This window comes from Caldifermentibacillus hisashii (assembly GCF_039654145.1).
Classification (GTDB): Bacteria; Bacillota; Bacilli; order Bacillales; family Caldibacillaceae; genus Caldifermentibacillus; species Caldifermentibacillus hisashii.
The window spans coordinates 205095-218733 of record NZ_CP155467.1; the positions used below are offsets into that span (position 1 = coordinate 205095).

At 37.6% G+C, this 13639-nt stretch carries 10 protein-coding genes and 3 pseudogenes; 10 read left to right on the plus strand and 3 right to left on the minus strand.

The features are described 5' to 3' along the window. The first annotated feature begins 158 nt into the window (after positions 1–158). The gene (locus NSQ14_RS01070) at positions 159–620 is read left to right on the plus strand and encodes a MarR family winged helix-turn-helix transcriptional regulator (protein ID WP_034767162.1); all 462 of its coding nucleotides are present in this window, start codon (positions 159–161) and stop codon (positions 618–620) included. Positions 621–757: 137 nt separating this feature from the next. Then, positions 758–931 (plus strand): annotated as a pseudogene (locus NSQ14_RS01075) (IS200/IS605 family transposase); the annotation flags it as partial. Positions 932–1554: 623 nt separating this feature from the next. On the opposite strand, the pseudogene NSQ14_RS01080 reads toward NSQ14_RS01075, so the two are convergent. Then, a pseudogene (locus tag NSQ14_RS01080) lies at positions 1555–1811 on the minus strand (DDE-type integrase/transposase/recombinase); the annotation flags it as partial. 381 nt (positions 1812–2192) lie between these two features. Between NSQ14_RS01080 and NSQ14_RS01085 the strand changes: the two are divergent. Continuing rightward, on the plus strand, positions 2193–3185 hold the full coding sequence (locus NSQ14_RS01085) for a trypsin-like serine peptidase (protein WP_034767166.1): 993 nt from the start codon (positions 2193–2195) through the stop codon (positions 3183–3185). 848 nt (positions 3186–4033) lie between these two features. Next, the gene (locus NSQ14_RS01090) at positions 4034–4387 is read left to right on the plus strand and encodes a DUF3221 domain-containing protein (RefSeq protein ID WP_034767169.1); all 354 of its coding nucleotides are present in this window, start codon (positions 4034–4036) and stop codon (positions 4385–4387) included. 416 nt (positions 4388–4803) lie between these two features. Here the strand turns inward: NSQ14_RS01090 and NSQ14_RS01095 are convergent, their stop codons facing one another. Continuing rightward, entirely contained in the window at positions 4804–4977 is a 174-nt protein-coding gene (locus tag NSQ14_RS01095) for a hypothetical protein (protein WP_156103129.1), read from the minus strand. Positions 4978–5160: 183 nt separating this feature from the next. Here NSQ14_RS01095 and NSQ14_RS01100 point away from each other — a divergent pair, with 183 nt between their 5' ends. Then, positions 5161–6888: an ABC transporter ATP-binding protein gene (locus tag NSQ14_RS01100; protein ID WP_041846958.1), complete on the plus strand. Its 1728-nt coding sequence runs from the start codon at positions 5161–5163 to the stop codon at positions 6886–6888. Position 6889: 1 nt separating this feature from the next. Then, positions 6890–8752: an ABC transporter ATP-binding protein gene (locus NSQ14_RS01105; RefSeq protein ID WP_041846957.1), complete on the plus strand. Its 1863-nt coding sequence runs from the start codon at positions 6890–6892 to the stop codon at positions 8750–8752. A gap of 235 nt (positions 8753–8987) precedes the next feature. Here the strand turns inward: NSQ14_RS01105 and NSQ14_RS01110 are convergent, their stop codons facing one another. Then, complete coding sequence (locus NSQ14_RS01110) at positions 8988–9428, minus strand: Lrp/AsnC family transcriptional regulator (RefSeq protein WP_346216766.1); 441 nt, start codon at positions 9426–9428, stop codon at positions 8988–8990. 131 nt (positions 9429–9559) lie between these two features. Here NSQ14_RS01110 and NSQ14_RS01115 point away from each other — a divergent pair, with 131 nt between their 5' ends. The 4 genes and pseudogenes from NSQ14_RS01115 (at position 9560) to NSQ14_RS01130 (ending at position 13629) form a co-directional block, all read left to right on the plus strand. After that, entirely contained in the window at positions 9560–9979 is a 420-nt protein-coding gene (locus NSQ14_RS01115; protein ID WP_034767174.1) for a carboxymuconolactone decarboxylase family protein, read from the plus strand. Between the two features lie 197 nt (positions 9980–10176). Next, positions 10177–10408, plus strand: a pseudogene (locus tag NSQ14_RS01120) (VOC family protein); the annotation flags it as partial. 735 nt (positions 10409–11143) lie between these two features. After that, positions 11144–12877 carry a methyl-accepting chemotaxis protein gene (locus NSQ14_RS01125; protein ID WP_346216767.1) on the plus strand — a complete coding sequence of 578 codons (1734 nt, stop codon included), beginning with the start codon at positions 11144–11146 and terminating at the stop codon, positions 12875–12877. Next, positions 12877–13629 (plus strand): SDR family NAD(P)-dependent oxidoreductase, encoded by a 753-nt coding sequence (locus NSQ14_RS01130; RefSeq protein ID WP_034767179.1) that lies wholly within the window; start codon positions 12877–12879, stop codon positions 13627–13629. Before NSQ14_RS01125 ends, NSQ14_RS01130 begins: the two co-directional genes overlap by 1 nt. Positions 13630–13639: the final 10 nt, after the last annotated feature.

Consider the following 13639-nt stretch of genomic DNA (forward strand, 5'->3'; position numbering starts at 1 on the left):
TAGAAAGGAGTAAATTATAACCCATGCTCTTAACGGAACAGTAGTAACAAGTTTTATAGATAAAAAATAAAAGAAAACGTTTTTGTGCACTCATCTTTACAACCCCAAAATATTTTAGTAAACTAACTAAAGTATTATTAGTCAGGAGGCGTACCATCATGGAAGATAGTAAAATTGACCAGTTCCTTACGCATTGGCGGTATATTAACCGGTATCTTCGGGAAGGACGGTTGGCAAATGAAGATAAGAAGGTTACTCGTTTACAATGGGTACTGTTACGGCATGTCGGCAGGTCCGGGCAGTGCACGATGGGAAGCCTTGCCGAACATTTCAACGTCAGTATGAGCACGGTCTCGCAAATGATCGACCGGCTTGAAAAATGGGGATATGCTCGTCGCGTGACATCAGTCCAAGATGGCCGTGTGAAAATGGTGTCCCTTACCGAAAAAGGAGAAAAAATCATTCGGGAAGCAAAAACAGCTTATCACCAACAGTTGAGTAATGGATTAAGCAGATTTTCAGAAGAGGAACAGGAAATGTTTATTGGATTTTTACAGCGACTAGCTGACAATTTAAAGGATTTGTCAAAAGACGATCCTCAGATGGATAAAAAAGCGTAGGCAAAAATGATTTCCGCAAAGATAAAAGGTGGAATGAACGATGCAATTTTTTGTATAAAAGAAAACCCTACGCTAGACGTAGGATTCAGGAAAGCTTTCAGCAAGGTATTAAAAAATGCCCCTCTTGGTGTTAAAATAAATATTGGTGTAGAGGATTTTATGTGGATACAGTAGGTAGAAACAAGAAGGTAATAGAAGAATATATACGAAATCAAATACAAGATGATATAGTTGCGGATCAATTAAGTATGGAGGAATTTATTGATCTGTTCACTTGTGAAGAAAGGAAGAAGAAGAACAAGAGGAAATAGAAAGAACCCTTTAGGGTTAGGTTGGGGAGTAGTGCGGTTGGCGAACCGTCAGTGCCCTTTTTAGGGTTGGCCAGTAACAAAGGATTTCAGCCGAAGAACAAACCACCCGTGAGAACGGGTGGTTTTGATTACAACCAGATAAGGGTATTTGTAAACATATGGAAAAGGTGTTGATTTTTTGCAGTATATGTCGAAATTTTCTGGTTTATCCACCGATTTGAACGTGATATACTTGTTATAGACAAGATAAATAATAAATGAGTAATTTTTACACAAATAAATAATTAAACGATATATTAAATTGATAATGTCAAAAGTTCTATGAAAAACGGATAAGCAGACAAGTTTTATTCTGAAACATGCTGGTTAACTGCAGCCATTTGCCCTTGACAAACATGCCAATGGTATAGGATAGGTTAACAAGGGAGAGGGGAACTAAAAATAGGCATGATAAATGCGTCTTCTTTCATGGAATTTTAAATTATCGGTCATTAAGGTATGTCAAGGTTCCCTTCCCAAATGGCTAGTTTGAAGCTCAAGCCTCTCAAGGGCTCAACGAAAGATAAATTTGGGCGGTTTGTTTTTCTTGAAGCGATTGTTGAGAGCTGGCTCAATATTTTTGTCTAGCGTGCATACATATGTGGCAATTTGGAAAAGCTCTGGGGTCATGACAGGTACTTTATTCTCGAGTAAGGCATGTGCCTGAGGAAATTAAAATATGCCACAAATAAAGTCACATAGGATACAATTCATACAGTTCCCTTTTAGAACCAAAGCCATAAGTAGCATTGTAATTCCCTTTGAAGGTCCGGTTTAGGCGCTCAATAATTTGTTTAAGCTGCCGATATTCAGTCGAAACAGGATCCTCATTGGTTTCTTCTAGAACATTATTAAGCAGTTCTTGATAATCAAGTTTTTTAGGAGTTTCAACAAGCGGAAGCTCATCCGCCTGAATTTTTGGTAGGGCTTGTTTATCGTTTTTTTCTTCGGGTTTATCAAACATTCCCTTAACGATTAATCGAGTCTGTAAAATTTTGATTATCCCACCTTGGTACTTGATAAATTCAAATAAATAGGTTAATAATTGAGGGTTACAGAATTGTTCACTCCAATCTTAGTGATTTTGTGTGTGGTAACCACAATTAACCATAGATTTTAGGGGGTAGCAAGCCTTTTTTTAATCTCTTTATAAATCACTGATTGTTAACCTATTTAAAATAAAAACTTTTGACTATACGTAAATTAATAGAGGGAGGAAATTATGAAAAAATATTACTTTAGCACTCTGTTGTTAGTGGTTTTTCTATTGATTCCTTTGACTGCTTTTGCTGATGAATTCGACAGCCAAAACGACTCCCATCCTTATGACATGGTGAATTCCAAAGGAGAAGTCATCAAGTATGAAGATTATATGAAGAAATTAAATGCATCTTCATCTGTCAAAATGAATGAAAATTATAATGGAAATGGTAAAATTCTACCAGAAAGAAAGCTGCCAAATTACAAAAAATATAAACCCTATAAAATTTTAGATTCCTCAGTCCCTAGTGAAGCAATTCAACAATTATTTACTCCTTACGTTGTCATTGGACAAGATGGTCGTAGAGTCGTAGAAGATGCAACCGTGTCCCCTTTTAAACAAATCTCTTACATAGAGTTAGAATGGGCTGATGGGTGGGGATGGTGTACGGGGACATTAATTGGGAAAGACACTGTTTTAACAAATGGACATTGTGTAGTTGATCCTGATACACACCAAGGAATTAGAGGTGCTTATGTATTTCCAGGATTAAATAACAATCATTACAGGTATGGAGCTTATGAAGTAGTAGATTACTTTGTGACTAGCCATTGGATTAACACAGGAGATTCCGCTCAAGACTTTGCTGTTCTAAAATTAGCCCCATATTATGGCAATAATGCTGGTGATGTTGCTGGTTACCTTCCAATAAAACAAGTAACCAATATTGCAAATCAAACAATTAAGGTATATGGGTATCCCTCCGATAAAATCAGTAATACAGGAACATATTCTCAATGGGGAATGTCTGGATCTGTGGAGAGAGAGGATACTAGTCTAGCATTCTATCAATTAGATACTTTTAATGGTCAATCCGGCTCGGCATTGTTAAATAATGCAAATGAAATTGTTGGTGTTCATAGAGGTGGATATTCCTTTACTGATGGACAGACCTTCAATGGTGGACCTAAAATGATAAAACCGGTTTATGACTTTATAAGGGCTACACAATAAATATATATTCAATCTAACTCCCTTCTTGGGAGTTTTTTATATTAGTATAAAACTTATTAGTCTTAATTATTTAATTTCCCAGATAATTCCTAGAACCCTTGATACAACGCAGGTTAAATTGATTTTTTACTTCCAAGAATATCTGCGTAACTAATTCAAAGGATGGTACATACGCTCAATATGATTAGATGTCATTGGCAGCTGCTTATATGACAGTTGTTATCGTAATAATACTGGAGAATAAAGGCAGGCCCATTGGATGCCTACTTATTTTAAAAATCACAATCTGGAATAAAGTGGAAATTTACGATATTAACTTTCCTTAAATGATATTTAATGTTTAATTCCAAAAATGCTTTTTTTATTTCTTTTGGAAGTTGCGTGAAGTAATCTTTATTCGTTATCATATAGGTGACATTTTTCTTTCGTAATTTGGTTCAGTCACCTATATTTTGCCAATGAGAAGAGGTGCCTTTTTTATGCTTTCATCAAAAAATCAAGCAGAAATTTTATTTAGGATAAACCTAGTTATTTCAAGTATCTAAAATAAATTTTTAACTGCGAAAGTTGAGTAAAATAAATATATCCTTATGACCACATACCAATGTATATCGCAAAAATTTCTAGAAATAGTAATGATGAGGTTTGTTTTTACTTTCTAAAAAATCGTGTTGATTATATGAAAGATTTAATCAAAGGTTTAGGACATCAATTTTCTGCCCCATTAATAAAAACTAAGTACCCTCCATATGAATCTTCAATTCAAAAAGCGATGAAAAAAATGGATAAAAGGAAAGAATGATGTGAAGTTTTACCTTATTAGATAATCAACAAGAAAGGAGAACTTTATGAAAAGAATAATAACAATACTCATCTCATTAATAGTTTTGGCTATGTTTTGGTATCTTGGGGATCTAAGTCAGCAAACTAAAGTTATAGAAGGAGCTGTAACAAAAGAAGGTATAATAGTAATTAATAAAGGTAACGTCTATCTTGTTGAAGATACTAACTTTACTAAAGAGGATGCTAAAGACCTTTTAATTGATGAAATTATAGGAAAATATAATGTTTCTAAGTTATATATAAGTAATAGTTCATCTATAAAGAATATTGAAAATGGAGATAAGGTAAAAATTTGGTACTATGAAATACAAGAATCAGTACCAGCAAAAATTAGAGTAGTAAAAGTTGAAAAAATATAAAAAAGCAATTACCACAATATTATTTTATGTTTAAATTAGACCCCATTGTCAAGACAACTTTTTTGCAAATTTAAGGTGCATTGATTTTGCTCCTTCCCATCTAGCCAACCCAACATTTTATGTTGTAGTTTCTGTCAAGGGCGTAATTTTCCTTGACAGGTCTAGGCACATAAAAGATAGTTTTTCAAAGATGGGAGGGGTAATGACGAACCTGCTTTATTAAAAAAGATAGATGATGACGTTTTAAAATCAAGCGATTGCTGAGGGTGCTTGTGATTATAAAATTCGATGTTGAAGTGTAGATTCCGTTTACTTAAATTTGTACCAGGATAAACAGCTTGGATACCCATTTCTCACATATGACGTTGAACTCTTTTGCTATTGATATTCACTCCTTCTTTGGGAAAACGGTGCTGTTATCCTACGGGACCTAAAAATGGATATTTTTTATAGACTTCATCAAACTGATGTTTGATGGCACCTTCTTCAGCTGAAGGCTCAACCGGTTTATAATAAAGGCTTGGACGATTGAATCCTAACTGTTCCGCCTGTTTGGTAATAGGAAGTCCTGAGTCTTGCCACTCAACCATATGAATATCACCAACAGTTGAGTAATGGGTTAAGCAGATTTTCAGAAGACGAGCAGGAAATGTTTATTGGATTTTTACAGCGATTGGCTGACAATTTAAAGGATTTATCAAATGACGATCATCAGATGGATAAAAAAGCGTAGGCAAAAATGATTTCCGCAAAGATAAAAGGTGGAATGAACGATGCAATTTTTAAAAAAGTATGTCAAAAAATACTGGATACTCTTTTGTACGGCTGTTTTCTTTTTAATATGTGAAGCGCTCTGCGATTTGATGCAGCCGATGATGATGTCGAAAATCATTGATGTCGGCGTGGCACACAAAAACATGGAGTACGTGTTAAAGATGGGTGGCTTGATGTTATTGATCACTGCGTGCGGAGCGGTTGCCGCTTCATTAAGGAGCATACTCGCAAGCATCGTGTCACAAAACTTTGGGGCCGAATTACGGTCGGATTTGTTCCGGAAAATCCAGACGCTTTCTTTCCAAAGCATTAATGAATTTGACCGGGCTTCACTTATTACAAGGCTCACCAATGACGTCACCCAGGTACAGAACTTTATCAACGGCTTAATGCGAATTTTTGTCAAAGCCCCGCTATTGGCAATTGGCGCTTTAATTATGGCAGTCCGGCTTGACCCGCAGCTTTCTGTGGTGCTGGCAGTTGTTGTACCGATTGTTATCATTTTTATTATAACGAACATGAGACTGGGTTTTCCGCTGTTTATGAAAGTGCAAAAAGCGCTGGACCGCGTGAACGGCATCATGAGAGAATATTTATCCGGTGTCCGTGTCGTGAAAGCTTTTAACCGGTTTCAATTTGAAGTGGAAAAGTTCAGCGTGGCAAACCGCCACCTGCAAGAACGCTCGACGTCTTCCATCCGGATGATGTCTATCTTCAGCCCGGCGATCCTGCTTACGGTCAATTTCGGCATTGTCGCCATTTTATGGATGGGTGGCTTCGGGGTTAACAATGGAACGATGCAAGTCGGTCATATTATTGCTTTTATCAATTATATGACGCAAATTTCAACCTCGCTAATGATGATTTCCATGGTGTTTAACATGTTTGTCCGGGCAAGAGCCTCCACTTTTCGGATCGGGGAAGTATTTGCCGTAGAAGAAAACACCTCCTGGAACAGCCTGAAACATGAAGTAACAGGTGAAAGAGGGAGAATTGATTTTGAAAATGTCACATTTTCCTATACCGGACAGGTGCAGGATGCGGTTTTGAAAAATATCACGTTTACCATTTATCCGGGTGAAACTGTCGGCATTATCGGCTCAACCGGATCAGGAAAAAGCACACTGGTGAATCTCATTCCTCGCTTTTACGATGTAACGGGTGGAACCCTTAAAGTGGATGGTGTTGATGTCCGACGTTTTCACCCGCATGATCTGCGTGAAAAAATCGCGATCGTTCCGCAGAAAAACATTCTTTTTACCGGCAGTGTCCGTGAAAATATCCAATGGGGAAATGAACGGGCGGGGATGGATGAGATCGAACAGGCTGCGAGACTGGCTGAAGCACATGACTTTATTTCAGACGCACCTGAAGGCTACGATACGATGATTGGGCAGAGCGGCGTCAACTTTTCCGGGGGACAGAAGCAGCGCATCTCGATTGCCCGCGCATTGGTGAGACATCCGGAAATCCTCATTCTTGACGATAGTACAAGTGCGGTGGATGTTGCAACAGAGATGCGGATCAAAGCAGCGTTGAAGAAGTATGCGAAAGGGCTAACATGCCTTTTGATTGCCCAGCGCATTACTTCTGTGATGGACACGGACAAAATTATCGTATTGGATGAAGGGGAAGTTGCAGGCTTGGGAACGCATGAGGAGCTTCTTGAAAAATGCCGGGTTTATCAAGAAATTTACCAATCGCAAATCGGTAAGGAAGTATTGTAAGATGGCGGGAAAAACGAACGGATATAAAGGAAATCAGGCACCGGCGCCTATTTTGCCGATGGGCCGTCCGGGCGGGGGAGGAGCAGCACGGTTCAGAGGGCCGGCCGAGAAACCAAAGAATTTTAAAGGGACGTTAAACAGGCTTTGGGCCTATTTTGGCAAAGAAAGAAACTGGCTGTCTATCATTCTTGTATTTATTGTGGCGGACTCTATACTTACATTGTGCATTCCCTATTTCATCGGTAGAGCCGTTGACGCCATGTCACCGGGTAGAAAGGTTAATTTTAACCTACTGGAAATCATGATTTTTGTTCTTGCAGCGGCTTATATCGCAGACGCTGTGTTGACTTTTTTACAAGGCTGGCTGATGGCCGGTGTTTCGCAACGGATTGTACGGCGTTTGCGTAGTCATCTGTTTCAAAAACTGCAAAAACTCCCGGTTGCTTTTTTTGACGCCAGAACCCACGGTGAATTGATGAGCCGCTTGTCGAATGACATTGACAACGTTAGCAATACGATTTCTCAATCGACGACGCAACTTATGTCGGGGGTCATTGCCCTAGTCGGGACACTAATCATGATGATTATTTTAAGCCCGGTTTTAACGATCGCAAGTCTGTGTACGGTTCCGCTTGTGTTTTTGCTGACACGAACGATTGCCAAGCGAACTTCAGTGCTGTTTAAAAATAACCAAGCGGAACTCGGTCGGCTAAACGGGCATATTGAAGAAACGATTTCAGGGATAGAGGTAGTCAAAGCTTTTAACCATGAAGAAAAGGCAATCCAGGAGTTTGAAGAGGTGAATCAGTCCTTACTTAAGGTCGGGCTGAGGGCGCAAATTTGGACCGGGTTTCTTATGCCGCTCATGAACGTGATTAACAACTTTGGCTTTGCGATGATTGCAGTTGTCGGCGGGGTTCTGGCTTTGAACAATATGATTACCGTTGGCGTAATCGCGAGTTTCCTGACATATTCCCGACAGTTTGTGCAGCCGCTCAATAATTTGGCGAATATTTTTAACGTCCTTCAGTCAGGGGTTGCCGGAGCTGAGCGGGTATTTGAGATACTGGATGAAAAAGAAGAACCGGACGATTCGAAAGATGCCGCCACGCTCCAAGATCCAAAAGGCCATGTTGTGTTTGAACATGTCAGCTTTGGGTATCGCGAGGATGTGCCGATTATAAAAAATATCAGCTTTGAGGCAAAGCCGGGAACGCGTACAGCGCTGGTCGGGCCTACCGGAGCCGGAAAAACGACGATTGTAAACCTTTTAACCAGGTTTTATGATGTCACGGAAGGCCGGATTTTCATTGATGGCAAGGATATCCGGGCATATACACGAGACAGTCTGAGAAGAAGTTTTGGTTTTGTCCTTCAGGATACGTATTTATTTTCAGGCACCATCAAGGAAAATATCAAATACGGAAATCCTGAGGCAACGGATGAGGAAGTTGAAGAAGCAGCAAGGCTCGCCCATGCGGATATTTTCATCAACCGGATGCCAGATAAATATGAAACCGTTTTGTCGGAAAACGGTGGCAACTTGAGTCAGGGGCAGCGCCAGCTTTTGGCAATCGCAAGGGTTTTTCTAGCAAAACCGGCTTTGCTTATATTGGATGAGGCTACGAGCAGTATTGATACACGGACAGAACGGTATATCCAGGATGCGCTCCTTTCGATTATGGAGGGCCGGACAAGTTTTATCATCGCCCACCGCCTCAATACGATTCGCGACGCTGATAACATCATGGTGATCGACCACGGGCAAATTATTGAACAAGGCAACCATGATGAACTAATGGCACGCCGTGGCAGCTATTATCATATGTTTTATAACCAATTTAAAAATGTAGAAGAGGCATAGTGGTAATGCCTGTGCCTCGCCGTAATTTGTTAAATAGGAAAGACAGATGTAGCCATTTAATTGTTACGGTAATAAGGGTTTAAGGGCCCTATGTCAGTTAAAAAAGAAAAAGAAATGCCTATATAGAATGAACGAAGCATGGTTACTCTGTTGCCTGCTGCAAAAGTCATCATTATGCAAACTATACTTGGCCTTCATGTAAAAACTAAAGTTCCTTTTATATAGCTAAAATTTTTCAATCCATATTAAATTTTAACTTTGTCGGAACTTGTGAAAAAATAAAATGGGTTACAGTTTGTGCAATTGGGCTTACTTCATCAATAAATTTTTCAGCGTCTGCGAAAGTTTCAAACTGCATTTTTAACATATAACAAGCACAACCTGCGATTCGATAACAAAATTCTACGTTTGGAAGTTTATCTATATAGTCCTTAAAAGACTTATAGTCACCATTTCTAACCGTTGCTTCAATAATGCACTGGATGGGTAAATCTAATTTCTCATAATCAACTTCTATCGTATATTTTTTTATAATTCCAAATGATTCCATTTGCCTTACTCGTTCCGTAACTGATGGGGAGGAAAGATTCACTCTTCTGCCAAGCTCACTCATGGATAAACGACTGTTGTTACATAATTCATCTATAATTTTTTTATCAATCTCATCTATTTTCATTTTTAAAGTTTTCCTCCTATAATTGTTAATATTGTAAAGAGTTCATTTGATAAGTGTTATAAATTTAATGTAAATTAATTTTTTTGTTTTATATAATTAATTTACATTAAATATAACAGGGAGGGACTTGTATGGCAAGAATTGTTGAATCTAATTTCGGGGAAACACCTTTTCAAAGACTATTGGGGCATAATCAGGATGTAATGGTAAGATGGAGTCAGTTAGGCGACGTGTTGGAAAAAGATGGAAAACTAACAGCTAAATTAAAGGAACAAGTAAGGAGAACATTAGCTCAAAGGAACGGTTGTGAGTATTGTAAGGCCAAAGGAAAACCGGATCCTGCCCAGTTTGATGAAAAAACATCTGTTGCAGTAGGATTTGCGGAAGTCTTTTTATACCAAAAGGGTGAGATAGCGGATTCAACTTTTGATGTTTTGAAGGAATATTTCAATGAAGAGGAAATAAGTGAGCTATGTGCTTTTATCTCTTTTACGACTGCTTCACAATATTTTGGTGCAATGATGAAATTAAAACCTGAAAATAAACAATAGAATTTTTCAACAAATGGTAGCTTTTTTTATTAAGATGACGTCTTTTTTAGTCAAATTCTAGATCAACACAATCTCCTGAATGGAAGATCCACACGGCCGGAACGATACGAAGGAGTCTGGCTAGTATAGCGACTATTTAAGGAGATTGGAATTCAAAAAAAGCCATTTTATATGATAATTAAATTGAGGTGATATAGTTGTTTGTGAAAGGTCTTAATCATTTTCTATTTTCAGTTTCTGATTTGGAAAAATCCATAGTTTTACCAAGATGTATTTGATGCTAAATTACTGGTTAAAGGGAGAAGTACTGCATATTTTGATTTGAATGGCATGTGGTTGGCACTAAATTTAGAGAGAAATATTCCTCGAGATGAAATAAGTCAGTCATACACTCATGTTGCTTTTTCAATTGATGAAGCTGATTTTGATAGTGTATATAATAAAATAAAGAATGTATGTTTACTTACTGTTACAAACTGCATGTTATGGCTGTTTCGATTCGTAAGATGGGTCTTAAAGTTTTGTCACCTCCTTCCAACATATTCCTCTATAGCTTAGTATCGTAAATATTCAGATCCGTAAACGAGATTCTTTTCTAAAATAATAAAAACTAAAGTATTTAGATAAAGTGTCGATAAATTAAATAGATATGGGAAAAATTGTCAAAATGTGGGATGCGCGACATGCAATAATTTCCTTTTTATATTCCCAACAAGCTTGCAAGCTAATATTCACTTTTTAACGCGGCGTAAATTGAAATTTTATCAGAGGATATATAGGTCAAAAGAACCGGTGATTTTAATGTAGATAGTTGACATTAAGAGAAGATTCTTTGGAAATATAATGTTATTGCGTATAAAAAGGACTTTGACTATGATCACTTTGGAAGCAGCTACTGACAGCATGATTTTCACTTGATCCACCGGAGGATTAACTTAAAACAAGCGGGGGGTACAGACTTTTGAAAGTAATTAAAGCTATAGCTATGATTGCTAGTTTCCCGTTGTTTCTTACCCCTTATCCAAGGTCATCTCGAAAAGTCTCCCTATTCAGTATGTTTTTCAGAAATTAGGGGGTACCTCCCATTTCTAACTAGTTTTATACAGATAATAAAAAATCAATCTTAAGTGGTGTTTTTAAATTTATATACGGGGAAGGTTGGTTATGAAATTTGTAAAAAAATCATTAAAAAACAAGTTGTTTTTTACAATATCAATTTTCATCATCTTTATTTTTGCGGTATTAACTGTATTACAAATTCATCAAGTATACCAAACACTAGATAATGATTTAGAAAAGGAATTAAAGAGCGTTGGTATTTTAACGGCGATGCAATTAGATCCGAAAGACCTTTCAAAATTAGAAAAAGTCAAAAACAGCAAAGACAAGATTTTTATCGAAAATCAGAAATTACTCGATAAGATCTTAAAACAACAAGGAACAATGAGTTGGAGCTATATATGGAAAATAGACGGAGACGATGTCTTCACAATTGGTTTTACAAGTAATTTAAATGAGATTTATAAAGCCGGGGAAAAATTTGATAATCTTGCAGAAGTTCATTTAACAACAGCAAAAGCTGCTATCAAAAGTGGTCAAGCAGAGGTTACCCCGATATTTGAAGACCCGTACGGTAGCTGGAGAACTGTATTTGTTCCTTTAAAAGACAGTGCAGGTGAAATATTCGGAGTGATTGGAATCGATTATTCTGCAGACTATATTAATCAAATCCTATTAAATGCGATTATCAAACAAGTGATTGTAGCGATTGCCGGTTTAGTCATTCTTTTATTAGCATTGCAATTTACGATTTCACGGCTTTTTAAACCGTTAAATAAACTAGTATCTGCAGCTGATAAAGTGGCTAAAGGTGATCTGTCTTCAGTACAATTTAATGCAACAGATGATGAAATTGGTAAGTTATCGTTCTCTATTCAAAAAATGATTCATAATTTGCAACGAATGATCACAAATATTCGCAATACGTCCAATCAACTTGCTGAGTCTTCCGAACAATTATCTGCCAATTCAAATGAGGCATTTCAATTTTCCAATATGGTATCTAATGAAATAGAAAAAGTGGCGGGTAGTTCAGAAGCGACTTTAAAAACAACAAAAGAATGTGCTCAGGCAATTGATGAATCTGCACAAGGTATCCAAAAAATTGCGGAATCAGCTTCAAGTGTTGCTGATAATTCTGCGCAAGTCTCAAATGAGGCGAAAAAGGGAAATGAGGTTGTTCAAAATCTTATCAATCAAATGAATTTAATCAGCCAGTCTGTCGATCTAATTGAAGAGACCATCGGCAGATTAAACAATAATTCAAAACGAATAATTGAGTTTGTTAACTTCATTACGGAAGTGGCTGATCAAACAAATCTGCTTGCTTTAAATGCTGCAATTGAAGCTGCTCGGGCCGGGGAACATGGTAAAGGTTTTGCTGTTGTGGCAGAAGAAGTGAGAAAACTTGCGGAACAATCGGCAAATTCAGCCGGTGAAATTTCTCAGCTTATTCAAATTATTCTTGAGGACTCCAAAGCATCAGTAGAAGCGACGGCTAAAGGAAAAGAAAATGTAAATATCGGGCATACATATACGAATGAAGCCGGTAAACTTTTTGGCCGAATTTTATCTTCAATCGAAGCAGTGGCAGCACAAATTCAAGAAATTTCGGCTGCTTCTCAACAAATGTCGGCAGCTACTGAGGAAGTTGCAGCGTCAGTTAGTGATATGGAACAAATGGCGGAACAATCAGCTGAGTATTCTAAAAACGTTACGATGTCTACAAAAAAACAATTACAATCGATGGAAACCATTGAAGATACTTCTACTGAACTAGGAAAAGTATCGGAACAATTGCAAGTACTTATCAAAGAATTTAAGTTGGAGGAAAAATAATGGATTTACTACTTAAGGGGAAAAATGTCGTTGTAACCGGTGGAAGCCGAGGAATAGGCAAGGCCATCGTATTGGAATTTGCAAAAGAAGGAGCCAATGTATTTATCAATTACTTTGGCGATGAAAACGAAGCTGAGGCTGTGCGTTTAGAAGCTGAAAAAATGAGTGTACAGGCAATATCAGGTCATTTTGATGTTTCTTCTTCGTCGGATGTAGAAAAAATGTATCAAAAAGTTGATCAGTACTTTGATCAGATCGATGTGTTGGTAAACAATGCCGGGATTGCTTATTCTTCATCGATTGTAGAGATGTCAGATGAAGATTGGGACAGAATGATTAAAGTTCACCTTTACGGGACATTTTATAATGCCCGTGAAGCAGTAAAGCGGATGAAAAAATTAAATCAAGGGAAAATCATTAATATTTCTTCTGATTTAGGCAGTTTAGGTTGTGAAGAATATACACACTATTCAGCAGCAAAGGGCGGCATTAATGCTTTTACAAAAGCTTTGGCCCGTGAACTTGCCCCAAATATATTAGTAAATGCAGTTGCGCCAAGCGGGACGCTGACAAGTTTGTTGGAAGCTTTTGGAGAAAATTATGTAGAAGAAGAATCAGCAAAGTATCCTTTAAAAAGGCTGGCAAAGCCCGAGGAAATTGCAAAAACGGTTGTTTTTTTAGCTTCAAAACATGCTGACTTTTACACCGGACAAATTATCGGCCCAAATGGTGGAGTTGTTATGAACGGTTAAATTTTTCTTG